Below are 14,381 nucleotides of genomic sequence, written 5' to 3' on the forward strand. Positions count from 1 at the left end.
CTTGTAAAATCTAATCTTATTTTTGTAAAATCTAATCTTATCACGATGTTTTTGTACCTTTCGGTCAAAAAGATGCTGTTATGTCAAAAAATAAGTCTAATTTAACGGCATAATTTCTACTAACGTCTATGAGGTACATGAAAATACATTATTATACAACTATATTAGTTGTCTTTTTCGTGCTATGGGGATGTTCTACACACGAATATAAACCGGATACAAAACAGTCCAGCTATGAGCCTATCGTCTCGCAAGACATTTCTTTTCTTGACATCAACGATTTTGCTCAAGACGCTTTTGGCTACATGTGGATTGCGACATTAGGAGGGTTGGATCGTTATAACGGGTATGATTATTTGCATTTTTCACATCAAGCATCAGACAGTACTTCATTATTAAATGATTTCGTTTTCTCCTTATTAATCGACTCCTCACACAATTTGTGGGTAGGCACCTCTGCCGGACTCAACAGGTTCAACTACGAGAAACAGTGTTTTGAAAGATATACCGCAACAAGACCAGCACCTGTTTATTCTATGTTCGAGACTTCTGACAGGAAAGTCTGGCTTGCAACGCCTTCCGGCGCAGGATATATAAACAAGGAAGCGCACAAGATCGTTTTCCCCAATAAAACAGAAGCGGTAAATCTACTTTGGGAAGACAAATCACAACGACTTTGGATGGGGTTGAATGGAGACCAAGGGTTGGCTGTTAGAAAGAACAACAATGAATGGAAGTATTTTACTTTGCCGGGGAACCGAAAAGTGACATGCATCTATGCTGACCCGCAAAACAAGTGGTGGTTGGGCACAGACCATGGCATCGTGATTTTCGATCCAATCACTCAAGCCGTCAAGTCCCCGATCATTTCATCGGCAGAAAACGAGCTGCTCAATAAAACACAGATTACCTTTATAAAAGAAATTGAACCACTGAAACTCCTGATCGGGACTGCCACAGAAGGCTTTTTCTGCTATGATATCGTATCACATAGCCTACAACAAAACACACCTCTTCGTTTCAATCCGCTACTCTCCCCCCAATTGCACACATGCTATAGCGATAAGCAAGGGAATGTGTGGATTGGTTCTTACGATAAAGGGTTCATCGTAAATAAGAAAGATGGGAGTAATTTCAACACAAATCAAACACTTAGCAATTATTTCAAAGGAATATTCGTAACACGCATCCTCGAAGATACCGATAAAAACCTGTGGATATCCACCCGCTATAAGGGATTATATTGGTATAATGCGCAGAAAGGTATCAAAAAGGTCACCCAACTTCCGGAAAAAGGGTTTCTCGAAGACATTTATATTGATTCCCAAAAACGAATATGGTTATCCTTTGAACACAAACTGTTGAAAGGAAACATCACCAAAGAAGGAAGCATTCAAGTCAAGAAGCAATTTGATATAGAGAATGTGAGGGTGGTAAAAGAAGACAAACAAGGCAATATCTGGATAGGCTCTTGGAACGGATTGTACAAACTGACAGAGCACAACGGGTCGGCAACACTGCAAAAAATATATACCGCAAACATCCCCGACATCCGCGTATTACACACGGGCGACATCCTTTTCTCTGCTTTCGGCAATGGCATCTTCCGCATAAAGCCGAACACAACGGCTGCTTTTCCCGTGAAATTCCCCCACCGTTTCATGCCGATAGCAACAAACTGTGTGACGATTTTCGAAGACATGCAAAACAGAATATGGCTCGGAACCTACGGAAACGGCGCACTTTGTTACAAAGACAGGACATATATCCCGTTCTTCGTTGCTACAGGACTTCCAAACAACAACACCTTATGTTTTAAGGAAGACCTGGATGGGAATATATGGCTGAGCACCTCACACGGAATAGCCATAATATCATTCGCCCGCCAACAGCCAAGAATCAAGAACTTCTACAAGGCAGATGGTACCTTGGGCGACCAGTATCATGAAAAAGCGGGCTGCAAAGGATATGATGGAAAGATATTCTTTGGAGGCAACCATGGCATCACATTCTTCAATCCGTCAGACATCAAGCCCGATACCTATGCCCCGACGGTCAACATTGAAGACTTGAAAATATTCAACAAGAGTGCTCGACCGGGAGAAAAAGGCTCTCCACTCCAAAAGAATATCCTCCTGACCAAAGAGATAACGCTCAACCACCGGCAAACAACCATATCCATTGACTATGCAGGCATCGATTTTCTTTCGCCCCAAAAGCTCACTTATAAATATAAACTGGAAGGTTTTGAAAAACAATGGAACTATGTCGGAACATTTCGTCGCGCAGCCTACTCCAACCTTCCTCCCGGCAGTTACACCTTCTGCGTCAGCGCTATCAACGGCGATGGCGTGGAAAGCAGCCGCCCCGCAAGACTCCAAATCATCATAAAACCAGCCTCATGGCTCACATGGCAGGCTTGGTTGTTCTACATCTTATGCACCATCGGGCTCAGCATCTTCATCATCAGATTTCTCATCCGATTGCGACTCAACAAACAACTCACTGAGATAGAGCACAATGAAAGGAAAAGAGAGCAAGAGATAGCGCTCATGAAGATGACCTTCTTCACCAACATATCCCACGAACTACGCACCCCGCTCACCCTCATCTCGGCACCGTTGGAGAAAATCATCTCCTCCCAAAGTGATGCAAAGAGCACACATCTCCTCAACACCATCGCCCGAAACACCAAACGAATGTGGCAGTTGGTGAACCAAATCATGGACTTCAGCAAGATTGAGAACAGCACCCTGCGCCTGCACGTACAGCACACGGATATCATCAACCGGCTACGCGACATCCACGAGTCGTTTCTCTATATCGCAGAACGCAAAGGCATCGAAATGAGTTTCAGCCCCCATGCGCCTGAACAAACCATGTGGACAGACCTTGACAAAATTGAGAAAATACTCTACAACCTGCTCTCTAACGCCATTAAACACACCCCAAGCGGAAAAAGCATCAGCCTGTCAACACAACATCTCGACGCCGCACAAGCTGCTACAACATACGGAATTTCCGATAATGAAAGCGTGACAGACTACCTTGAAATCAACGTAACCGACCACGGAGAGGGCATCCTAGAAAACAAAATTAAAGACCTCTTTGTGCGTTACCAACAAATAGAAATGACATCAGGGTACAAACCCGATTACAGCGGCAACGGCATAGGGCTGCATTACACCAAAACATTGGTCAATACACACAAGGGACACATCAAAGCCACAGCCGTGCAGGGAGGAGGAATGAGCTTCTCGTTCGTGCTGCCCCTTGACGACATCTACACCGACAAAGAGAAGCAGGAAGTGACCGAGAGCCTTTTCGTCACATCCCCCCTGCGGAATGAAGCAGCCGAACAACCGCAACAAGACACGCCCAAGGGCAAGACTTACACCTTGCTGGTCGCCGAAGACAACGTCGAACTGCTGGACTTCATTGCCGACACCCTCTCACAAAACTACTCCGTCATCAAAGCTCCCGACGGAAAAAGGGCATGGGAAGCCGTAAAGCGACACACGCCCGACCTCGTACTCACCGATGTTATCATGCCCGGCATGTCGGGCTACGAACTTTGTTCTGCCATCAAAGACGACATCGACTACTGCCAAATCCCCGTCGTGATGCTCACTGCCAAGACTGTAACGGCTGACCGCATCGAAGGTCTCGACCGCGGAGCCGATGCCTACATCTGTAAACCCTTCGGCACCAACGAGCTTCTACTCACCATTAAGAATCTCCTCAAGCACAAAGAGCGCCTCCGCCACTACTTCACCACGCCCGGCATGAGCGAACAGGCACCCTCCGACCAGCCTTTCCTCTCTGCCGATTACATCTTCATGAACAAACTTAACACGCTGCTTGAAGCCGAACTCGCCAATCCCGACCTCGACATCGACGACATTGCAGCCCGATTAGGCTATTCACGCTCGGTATTTTATCGTCGCTTAAAAGCCTTGGTCAACATCGCCCCCAACGACTTTCTGCGGACTTATCGCCTCAAGCGCGCGGCAGAGCTGCTCGCTTCCTCCACACTCTCACTCGCAGAAATCTCCGACCGAACCGGCTTCAGCTCCTATTCCTACTTCTCAAAAACATTCAAGAAGCAATTCGACATGTCGCCCAAAAACTATCGTGCAAACCAAACACCCCACATTTCAATGTCCTCTTTATAGATACCACAAAGCATAGGTATAAAATAAATTACTACATAGGAGAAATACAACCCAGTCTCCTCATGCTATTCACGAAGCTGCTTCTCGTATACTTGCCAAAGCCTGAATACGCATGAAGCCATCAAATCGAAGAAAATGTGGAACATGAGTCCGATAGAGCGCGTGTAGGACAAAAATTAGGGGAAATAGCTTGCCAAGTGCTCTTTGATGAAAAAGAGATAGTAGTGCTTGAAATTGCGGAAAGAGGCGAAATGATAGAATAGTAAGATGACCATAATTTCGTTCTTGGATATCTTATCCTTTGCGGCTTCTCGGATGCTTATAGCCTTCATCCGTGGGGGGGTGATTGGGTGTGTCCTTTACTGAACGGCAGACTGCTGGGTTATCTGAAAAGCGGGGTAGTCTTGCTGGCATTGCCATACCCAATTACGAGGAGGTTCGATACCGCATACGGGGCAAGTGATACTATGTCATCGGTTTCCACAATATGGACGGAGGATTAAAACTGCGTAACCGTTTCTTCAAAGGCAACATACTATCGAAGAACATTTCCCTAAAATGTAATGACCCGAATGCGTATGCCATTTTCGAGGAATTTATGGATTATCTCTCCACTATGCAACTTGGTATCATCGATTCAGATAAGCTCGTTCTTAATTCCGTTTCCAACTTCTTATCCCAAACAGGCGTATTTAACAGGAAGTTTATTTTACATAAGAACACTACGACTAATAACTTTCCACGGCTATTACCTTGGAAAGTTTCATCTTGAACTCATTGTTATCTTCGGTTTTGCATAAAGTGTTTTTGGAACTTAAGCCTAATTTTGCGACTCGGCTGTCATGCAGATACTCCCTTTATAAAGCAAAACTGCTTCCAAAAAGATTTTCGACTTCGGAGAAAATCCTCCTCTCCTTTGCTCGGAGAGAGCATCTTTCGGGAGTACCCCAAAAGCCTTTGAGTTACTCTTCTTGCGGAGATAGGGACCGAGAAACGGACAACCTTGTGTTGGTTGCAACCAACCAACGATTGTTGGAGCATGAGTCTCTCTCAACCGACCAACCGGCAGATTGTCTGACGTCTTTTGGTTTGTCGGTGCAAATAAACAATAAAATGTAGGTACCTGTATCGTTTTCCTGCCACGTGGCAGCTTGTGGCGTCGTTGCGGCAGTGAGTGGCGTGGTTCCAGCTGGTTTTCGAGGGGATATTCTGCCTAATTTTGCACCCGAGCGACGAGCTCTGTCGGTCGGTGTTCTCCCTGACGGCTTCTGAAGGTAACTCCCTCATCCGTCCGAAGGCGGATGTTTGTGTCCTCAAAGACACAGCAAGGTATCTTTTCAGCCGCTCGAAACGATTCGAGCATCCCTGAAAAGCCTTGCCCTTGGCAGGGGCGGGCTTTACCTCCGAAGTCGGAAGCCCAAGAAGAATACCTGACGGTAAAGAACATACGACGGCAGTCTAAGTCGCATCATCACTAAATCCATATTAAAATGACAGAAAACAAAAAGAAAATGGGGAGAAATCCCAAGAAAGATCCGGCGGTGTACCGCTACACCGTCCGTTTTAATGCAGAAGAACATGTCCGTTTCCTTGCAATGTTTGACGAGTCCGGTGCAACTGCACGTTCCGTTTTTATCAAACAACAGTTCTTTTCGCAGCCTTTCCGTGTGATAAAAACAGACAGGACATTGCTTGATTATTACACCAAGCTCTCGTCTTTTCACGCGCAATACCGTGCCGTGGGCAATAACTACAACCAAGTTGTCAAGGAACTACGTGTACACTTTTCCGAGAAAAAGGCAATGGCATTGCTCTATAAATTGGAGAAATGCACGCAGGAATTGGTGCTCATCACGCAGCAAATCATCCGTCTTACCCAAACGTTCGAGCAGCAATGGTCGCAAAAATAAGTATTGGCAGTTCGCTCTACGGCGTACTTGCCTACAACGCGCAGAAGGTAAATGCGGGTGAAGGAAAACTCCTTGCCGTGAACGGAGTGTTCGATGCCTGCACGGGAAAGATCGACCTTGCACGAACTTTCAAGGATTTCGACAGACTCTTGCCCAAAGGAATCCGGACAGAAAAGCCCGTATTATACGTTTCGCTCAATCCGCATCCCGACGACCGACTCACGGACACCGAGATGGAAAACATCGCCCGTGAGTATATGGAAGAAATGGGTTATGGCAGTCAGCCTTATATGGTATTCAAACACGAGGACATCGACCGCCATCACCTGCACATCGTTTCCCTGCGTGTAGATACCGATGGTAAGTGTCTCGATAACGCTTTCAACTTTCATCGTAGTAAGCGTATCACCCGGATGCTCGAAGAGAAATACCAATTACTTCCTGCCGAACGTAAACGGGACAAGATACATGAGGCTGCACACAAGGTTGACATTGGTAAAGGTGATGTTAAGAAACAAATCGCAAGCGTACTTCTTTCCGCTACCACCCGTTACCGCTTTCAGTCGATGGGTGAATATCGTGCCCTGCTTTCGTTCTACAACATCCACGTGGAAGAGACACGGGGAAAGGTGGGAGAGCGGGAGTATCACGGGCTGGTTTACTCGGCAACGGACGACAAAGGCAACAAGGTGGGCAATCCTTTCAAGGCGTCGCTCTTCGGCAAGTCCACAGGCTATGCCGCCATCGAGAAACGTTTTTCTTTATCGAAGAAGCAGATTAGTGAGGGGAAGTTCACCGAACACACCAAGCGGGCTGTGCTCCAAGCACTTGGAGAGATTTATCACAGGGCCAAATTCGTAAATCTGCTCAAAGAAAAGGGTATCGATACTGTATTACGCCTTACCGGCGAGGGACGTATCTACGGAGCCACCTTCATCGACCACCGCACGGGTTGTGTGCTCAATGGCTCGCGTATGGGCAAGGAAATCTCTGCCAATGCCCTGCAGGAGCACTTCACATTGCCCTACGCTGATGAAAGACCGATGCCTTTTACCCTTCATCCCGAAGAAACCGTGCCGGAGCATCCCATTATATCCGACAATGACGAACTCTCCTCTTTCAGTCTTGTTTTTCAATCCTTCCGCTCCGACAGTAAACGCCGAAGAGGAAGATTTTATCAGGAAGATGAAACGGCGCAAGAAATGCAAAGACAAAGGGCGGACGATATGAGGTATAACATACCAAGTTGAGAATAACACACAAGTAAAGCGGCGAGAAAAATGATTTCTCGCCGCTTTACTTGTGTTTGCACTGCTTTCTCGCTCATAAATAGATGAGACCTCTGCATTTTTAGAAAAAGCATTCTAAGATTATCAGCAGATTATACTCCTATCTAATCTCTCTCTTTATGACGTTTTGCAAAGATTCAGAGCATTTCTGTCTGTTTTAGCTAATGTCTATCTATGTAAAATATTTCTATTTACAAAATATTTTTCCGTAAAAAGATTATTTCTATGCAAAGAATTCTTTCTTTTACAGAAGAATGAGGAAGTTCAATCCCTTAAAGCATCAATAAAAAAAAGATTGTTATGGGCACAAAAAATTAATTTGCTTGTTCTTTTCGTCATCTCCAGCCTTTCACTAAGTGCTCAGAAAAGCGCATTCAATGCCGTGTCCGATTGGATGACGGTATCGGTTATGACTTCCCTTTCGGTATGACGCTCGACTTGCGCTACCATTACAGTCTGACTAACAGTATCAAGACAGAAACCAACACCTATTAATTGGGTGGAACACGATAACCACAATCAGCAGATTGAACTGACGGTGGGTTATATGATTAATATCAGATAACTTCTGACCAAGTTCTTGTATATAATATATAATAAGTAATTGCATTGTATTGTAAAGTGAGCGATTAAAATTGAGATTCCTAAAATTATTCATCAGGTTTGGTCAGGAGCAGATGGTCCACTTCCAGATTATTTTAATTCTCTCGCTAAGACATGGCGGGATAATTTTCCAGATTGGGAGTATATTGTTTGGAATAACAAGAGGATGAAAGATTTTGTAATTAAAGTATTTCCTGAATATAATTCATTACTGTCCCGTTAAAGTGGACTAATCGGTCTTTGAAATTGTTGAATTATAGTTTTTTGTGGGCTCTTTTGAGAGTCAACGGTTTTGAATTTGTAGCTTTGCAGCCTAATTCAACAGGCTGTAATGAATCAAGGTAAATATGTTTTCTCTCAACTCGTAAATCATTTAGACAGAAACCACTTCAACTATCTTGCTCGCAAATATGATGGAAACAAGTACGTGAAGCATTTCTCGTGTTGGAACCAACTGCTTGTAATGATGTTTGGACAACTTTCAAATCGCGAAAGTCTGAGAGATGTCGTGGTGGCCCTGGAAGCTCACCATTCCAAGTGTAAGTTTCTTGGCATAGGAAGTAAACCGATTGTCAAAATCACATTGTCATCTGCCAACCAGAAGCGTGACTACAGGGTCTTCGAGGATTTCTCCTTCTACATGATGAAGGAGGCTTGTGAGAAACGTGCAACTAATCTCCTGGATATTCCAGGAAAGAAATATGCATTTGATTCAACGACCATTCCTCTATGTCTCTCTACGTTTCTGTGGGCAAGATTCAGAAAGAAGAAAGGCGGTGTCAAAGCTCATGTCTTATATGACATTGAGGCTCAGGTGCCAGCCTTCTACACGGTAACCACTGCATCAAAGCACGATTCTACGGCAATGTCTTCAATTCCTTATGAGCCAAATGCTTACTACATATTCGACAGGGCTTATGACTCTTTCAAGGAACTCTACGGGATACATCTAACAGGTTCTTTCTGTGTAGTCAGAGCCAAGACTAACTTGAAATACAAGATAGTCAAATGTAAGAGACGCACGCCAAAGAACGTGCTGACCGATGCCGAGGTGAAACTTACAGGCTGTCTGTCTGATAAGAAGTATCCAGAGTCATTTAGACTTGTAAGATACTATGATGAGGAGGAAGAGCGTGAGTTCACTTTTCCCACCAATGCCAAGCAGCTTACAGCTCTTGAAGTTGCAGAACTTTACAAGAAAAGATGGTAGGTCGAACTCTTCTTCAAATGGCTAAAATAGTATCTCAAGGTCAAGAAGTTTTGGGGCACTACGGAGAATGCCGTCCGCATCCAGATTGCTGTCGCCATTATAACCTATTGTCTTGTGGCTATCATCCATCATGATATGAATTTGGAACGCTCTACCTATGAAGTCTTGCAAATCCTAAGCATATCACTAACGGACAAAACTCGCTTAACTGATCTCTTCGATAAGACAAAATTCAACGATGTCAAAGAACTCGATTATCCCCTCTTTCCGGGATTGATTGATTAATATTTTAACTCGTCCCAATTTTAATGGGACACTAATGAATAGGCATCTCTCTATTCCTTTAATCCTTGTATGTGGCACGCCATTCGTGGGCTAGCATAGCCAAGAGCAAGAACATTCCAATATCCGTTATCAGCGAGGGGATGGGGCATGATTCCGAAATGACAACACAAATCCATCTGGCTTCGTTGGACAATTCTGTCGTGGACAGAGCGAATACACAGATATTAAAGGATTTGATGTAAGGCAGGAGATTGCTTGGCAAAACTAATACTCTCTCCGTAAGAGATACGGTATATAACGCAAAGTACGCATTTTTGTGAAAATTCGGCTGTTTATCAGGTGATAAAATACTAAATATCATCGATAAATAGCCATTTCGTTTAGCAAAGTTCCATTCAATACATTGAAAATCAACTTCACAGGCTCTTTTACTGAGAGATACTCCTTTTAACCCGATACAAAATGCCTGTTGAAGTTAATATAATGGAGGATAATATCTTCTGGCTTTCGCCGGGACTGTTGGGCATCCTGCTCAAAGACCATACCACGAGCAAGGAGGATGTTCAACACAATATCTTTTGGGTAACTTCCGATTATGAGTATCTCGGCGACGGGTATCTATACGGGTCGCCTATCCTTCCACATCTTATCACCGGGGACAACGGACACGTCATTATGCCCCGTGTCCTCAAAAGCCGAGACACCCAATCCTCCCGTTCCCGTGACATGGCGGAGGTGTTCACTCTGTCATGGATATGCAATGCGCAGAACAATCTGATAGATGAAGCATGGTTCGGGCAAAGGGATGTATTCACCGAGGAAAACACAGACGAACAAGGATGCCATCGCTGGAAACATATGGTAGGCAATATCGTATTTCCGGAAGATAAAAGCTGGAAAGATTATGTAAGTGATACCCGGTTGGAGATAACCTGCGGCGAAGCTCCTTATATCGTAAGCCGATATGATACCACTACGGGAGAGGCTATCCCCATAGAACAACGCATTGGTTTGCTTGACCGCAAGCTACGTGTAGTCAGTGTGAGAATACTACCACTTCCGGGGAATGGCTGGAATGGGCGCAGGAAGCATACAAAAGCATTTACGATTACGAATGGCAAGATGACAATCAGTTTGATTGCCCGTGAATCAATGCTTATATCCTTTATAGAATACTATCAACAAAAGTTCGGCAAGCAGCCATTGTTAAAATCCATCAATTACATCGCTTACATTATTGCGTAGAACGTATGGCAGAAGGACGGACTGAAAGGTGTCGTACCGAGCTGTTGCGGTAAACGCAGGGAATTGGTAGCCGACCTGTTCGGAATAACGGAAGTGGTCAGCCAGTGCGAAAGCTGTCAGAAAGATGACATCCGCAAGCACAACGGTATCTATTGCCTAATCAAAGATTGGTACGCTACCAACAAGGAAACAGGCAAAAAGGGAAAACGAATTCGATTTATTGACCTCATAAAATAGTGCAGCATGAAATTCACATCTTTACTAAAATTAAAGCTGATATATGTGTTACGCATCAACGATGCCGTACACAAGGGTTATCTAAATGTGGGAGAGACTACTTGTGACAATGACAATGTATTCGGTCTTGTTCCCAACAGCAAAACCCTTAACGAGTCCGCGAAAGAGCGTATCAACCAATATACTCAGACGGGCGGTATTACATACGACCTCTTATATACAGAACTGACCATTTATAACAGCAAGAAGGGCTTGTGCTCTTTCAATGATAAAGAAGTGCATAGCGTATTGGAGCGCTCGGGCATCAAGAAAAAGGTATTTGATACCGAGAACAAGGCTAATGAATGGTTTATCACAGACCTTGAAACAGTTAAACGAGCGATAACAGCCGTAAAAGAAGGGCGGGAATCGCTGTCCTCGGCAGAAGTATCGCACGACAAGACACCGATTGTATTCCGCCCGGAGCAGCGTGAAGTCATTGAAAAGACCAAGAAACAATTCAAGAAAGGTAACCAGATGCTGTGGAATGCCAAGATGCGTTTTGGTAAAACACTGTCAGCTTTGCAAGTGGTGAGGGATATGGATTTCAGCCGTACCTTGATTCTTACCCATCGTCCCATGGTGGATAGTGGCTGGTTCGAGGATTTCGGCAAGATATTCTATGACAACCCTCTGTTTTGCATACGATTCAAAGAATAACGGTGATAGCCATATCTCTCTTGAAAGAAGAGCGAAACAGGGCAAATGCAAATATGTGTATTTTGCTTCTATGCAAGACTCCGAACTTGTTGGTGGCAACTTCGACAAGAACAATGAGGTGTTTGCCACAGCTTGGGATTGCATTATCGTGGACGAGGCTCATGAAGGCATACAGACGGAACTGGGCAAGGCTGTCATGCAGGAACTAACCAAGGATAATACAAAAATCCTGTGTCTTTCCGGCACTCCGTTCAATCTGTTGGATGATTTTAAAGAGGATGAGATTTACACTTGGGATTATGTGATGGAACAGCGGGCAAAGGCCTCATGGGATGCCGTCCACTTTGGTGATCCGAATCCATACGCCTCTTTGCCCACTATAAACATCTACACTTATGATCTCGGTCGTTTTCTCCATGAGTTTATAGACGAAGATGTGGTATTCAACTTCCGCGAGTTCTTCCGCGTAAATGAAGATGGAGTGTCCATCCATGAAAAGAATGTTAGTGCGTTCCTCAATCTTCTAAGCAAAGAGGATAAAGAAAGTTGTTATCCGTTTGTCAATGACGAGTATCGCAACATTTTCCGCCATACCTTGTGGATGTTGCTGGGAGTGAAAGAGGCTCGTGCCATGAGTAGCATGCTACAATCGCATCCCGTATTCCAGTATTTCAAGGTGGTGAATATGGCAGGAAATGGTGATGAGGACGAGGAAAGCAAGGACGCATTGGAGGCTGTAGAGAATGCCATCGGCAAAGACTCGGATGCCATTCGCACCATTACTTTGTCTTGCGGGCGACTAACTACCGGTGTCAGTGTAAAGGCGTGGACGGGTGTATTCATGTTGTCCGGCTCTTATAATACCGCCGCATCAAGCTATATGCAGACCATCTTCCGCGTACAGACACCTGCCATCATCAATGGACGTGTCAAGGAACAGTGTTATGTGTTTGATTTTGCTCCTGACAGGACTTTGAAAGTCTTTACCGAAACAGCGAAGATTTCTGCCAAGGCGGGAAAGACAAGTGGTAACGACCGTAAGATTATGGGCGAGTTCCTGAACTTCTGTCCGATAATCTCCATTGAAGGCTCCAAAATGAATCAGTTTGATGTTCCAAAGATGTTGGAGCAACTCAAAAGGGTTTATGTGGAGCGCGTAGTCCGCAACGGTTTTGAAGACAAGGGTCTGTACAATGACGAGTTGATGAAGTTAAACGATTTGGAATTACTGGAGTTTGACGACTTGAAAAAGATTATCGGCCAGACCAAAGCAATGCCCAAGACCAATCAGGTGGACATCAACAATCAGGGACTGACAGACGAACAATACAAAGAATTGGAAGACCTTGAAAAGAAGCCCAAGAAGAAAGGCAAAGACAAACAGCCTTTGACGGAAGAAGATAAGAAACGCCTTGAAGAACTGAAAAAGAAAAGGGAGAATCGCGAAGCCGCAATATCCATTCTTCGTGGTATTTCCATCCGTATGCCTTTGCCTATCTATAGCGCAGAACTAAGCGATGAAACCCAAGAGATAACGATTGATAATTTCGCTTCGCTTATCGACCCTCAACCATGGGAGGAGTTCATGCCTAAGGGCGTAACCAAGCAGAAGTTCAACAGTATCAAGAAATACTATAACCCTGAGATATTCTGCGCCGCAGGCAAGCGTATCCGTGCTATGGCCTCTGCTGCCGACAAGTTGAGTGTGGAAGAACGCATTGAGCGTATCACTGATATTTTCAGCACATTCCGCAATCCCGACAAAGAAACGGTACTTACGCCTTGGCGTGTAGTGAATATGCACCTTGGTGATTGTCTGGGTGGATATAACTTCTTTGAAAAGGGGTATGAAACGACATTGCATGAACCTCGTTTCATCGACCGTGGCGAAGTGACAGCCAATGTATTTGCGGAAGATTCCCGAATCCTTGAAATCAGTTCAAAGTCCGGATTATATCCTCTTTATATGGCATACAGCATTTACCGCGCAAGGGTAAAGAATTCTCTGTTTTCGGTGTCAAGCATTGAGGATGAACAGCGAATATGGGATAAGGTTGTGGCAGAAAACATCTTTGTCATTTGCAAAACTCCGATGGCAAAGAGTATCACCAAATGCACCTTTATTGGATCTCGCAAAGCAAAAGTAGACACCCGATACTTCGAGGACTTAATCAATCAAATCAAAAACAAACCGGAACATTTTATCAAGCTGGTAGATAAATTCATCACAGAAAGAATAGGAATAAAGGATATGAAAATCAATGCGATGGTGGGGAATCCACCGTATCAAGAGGTCGTAGCATAAAAGGAAACTTCTAATGGTCAAAAGTACATATAAAAGTCAATTATTTGTGGCTTTGGCATGAAAGTATAAACGCATAGAAGAAAAATAACCATAGTGCATGCTTTTACAGAAGTCTCAGTATATGTATGTGACAATTAAGTACCTCCTATATTTTAATTATTGCTACCCAGTAAAAACGGACAGAAAGCTCTATAAGTCTTTATTCATCAGCAATACAGATTATTTCTCTACGAGGCTACTTTTTGCTTCAAATCGTAACCGTCACAAAAGACTATTACTTTCATGAAATATAGGCAAATAAGCAATGGATAATCTCTAAAATGATAGTTTAGCCTCTTCTTTCTAATAGTAGACAGAGAAGGAAAGTTTACCAGACAGCAATAATTTCAGATAATAATAGGAGATAAATTATAATACTTTACA

Annotated in this window: 4 protein-coding genes and 6 pseudogenes; 9 read left to right on the plus strand and 1 reads right to left on the minus strand. The window is 44.1% G+C overall.

What is annotated here, in order from left to right:
- Positions 1-128 precede the first annotated feature (128 nt).
- Positions 129-4,175 (plus strand): hybrid sensor histidine kinase/response regulator transcription factor, encoded by a 4,047-nt coding sequence (locus tag BN3912_RS10470; protein WP_230204691.1) that lies wholly within the window; start codon positions 129-131, stop codon positions 4,173-4,175.
- 64 nt (positions 4,176-4,239) lie between these two features.
- Here the strand turns inward: BN3912_RS10470 and BN3912_RS12665 are convergent.
- A pseudogene (locus BN3912_RS12665) lies at positions 4,240-4,514 on the minus strand (IS982 family transposase); the annotation flags it as partial.
- A gap of 8 nt (positions 4,515-4,522) precedes the next feature.
- On the opposite strand from BN3912_RS12665, the pseudogene BN3912_RS12545 reads away from it, so the two are divergent.
- The 8 genes and pseudogenes from BN3912_RS12545 to BN3912_RS10500 all read left to right on the plus strand — a co-directional run.
- Positions 4,523-4,845, plus strand: a pseudogene (locus BN3912_RS12545) (toprim domain-containing protein); the annotation flags it as partial.
- Positions 4,846-5,665: 820 nt separating this feature from the next.
- The gene (gene mobA, locus BN3912_RS10480) at positions 5,666-6,085 is read left to right on the plus strand and encodes a conjugal transfer protein MobA (protein ID WP_023984061.1); all 420 of its coding nucleotides are present in this window, start codon (positions 5,666-5,668) and stop codon (positions 6,083-6,085) included.
- Positions 6,070-7,335: a conjugal transfer protein MobB gene (gene mobB, locus BN3912_RS10485; protein WP_023984060.1), complete on the plus strand. Its 1,266-nt coding sequence runs from the start codon at positions 6,070-6,072 to the stop codon at positions 7,333-7,335. The genes mobA and mobB overlap by 16 nt, the downstream gene beginning before the upstream one ends.
- Positions 7,336-7,764: 429 nt before the next feature.
- Positions 7,765-7,939 (plus strand): annotated as a pseudogene (locus BN3912_RS12670) (PorT family protein); the annotation flags it as partial.
- Positions 7,940-8,308: 369 nt separating this feature from the next.
- Positions 8,309-9,187, plus strand: a complete 879-nt coding sequence (locus BN3912_RS10490) for an IS4 family transposase (protein ID WP_023984046.1) — start codon at positions 8,309-8,311, stop codon at positions 9,185-9,187.
- A 347-nt stretch (positions 9,188-9,534) separates the two neighbouring features.
- Positions 9,535-9,714, plus strand: a pseudogene (locus BN3912_RS12020) (site-specific integrase); the annotation flags it as partial.
- 220 nt (positions 9,715-9,934) lie between these two features.
- Positions 9,935-10,954 (plus strand): annotated as a pseudogene (locus tag BN3912_RS10495) (restriction endonuclease subunit M).
- A gap of 6 nt (positions 10,955-10,960) precedes the next feature.
- Positions 10,961-13,943: pseudogene (locus BN3912_RS10500) on the plus strand (DEAD/DEAH box helicase); the annotation flags it as partial.
- Positions 13,944-14,381 lie beyond the last annotated feature (438 nt).

It is taken from the genome of Prevotella phocaeensis (assembly GCF_900065875.1).
Taxonomy (GTDB): domain Bacteria; phylum Bacteroidota; class Bacteroidia; order Bacteroidales; family Bacteroidaceae; genus Prevotella; species Prevotella phocaeensis.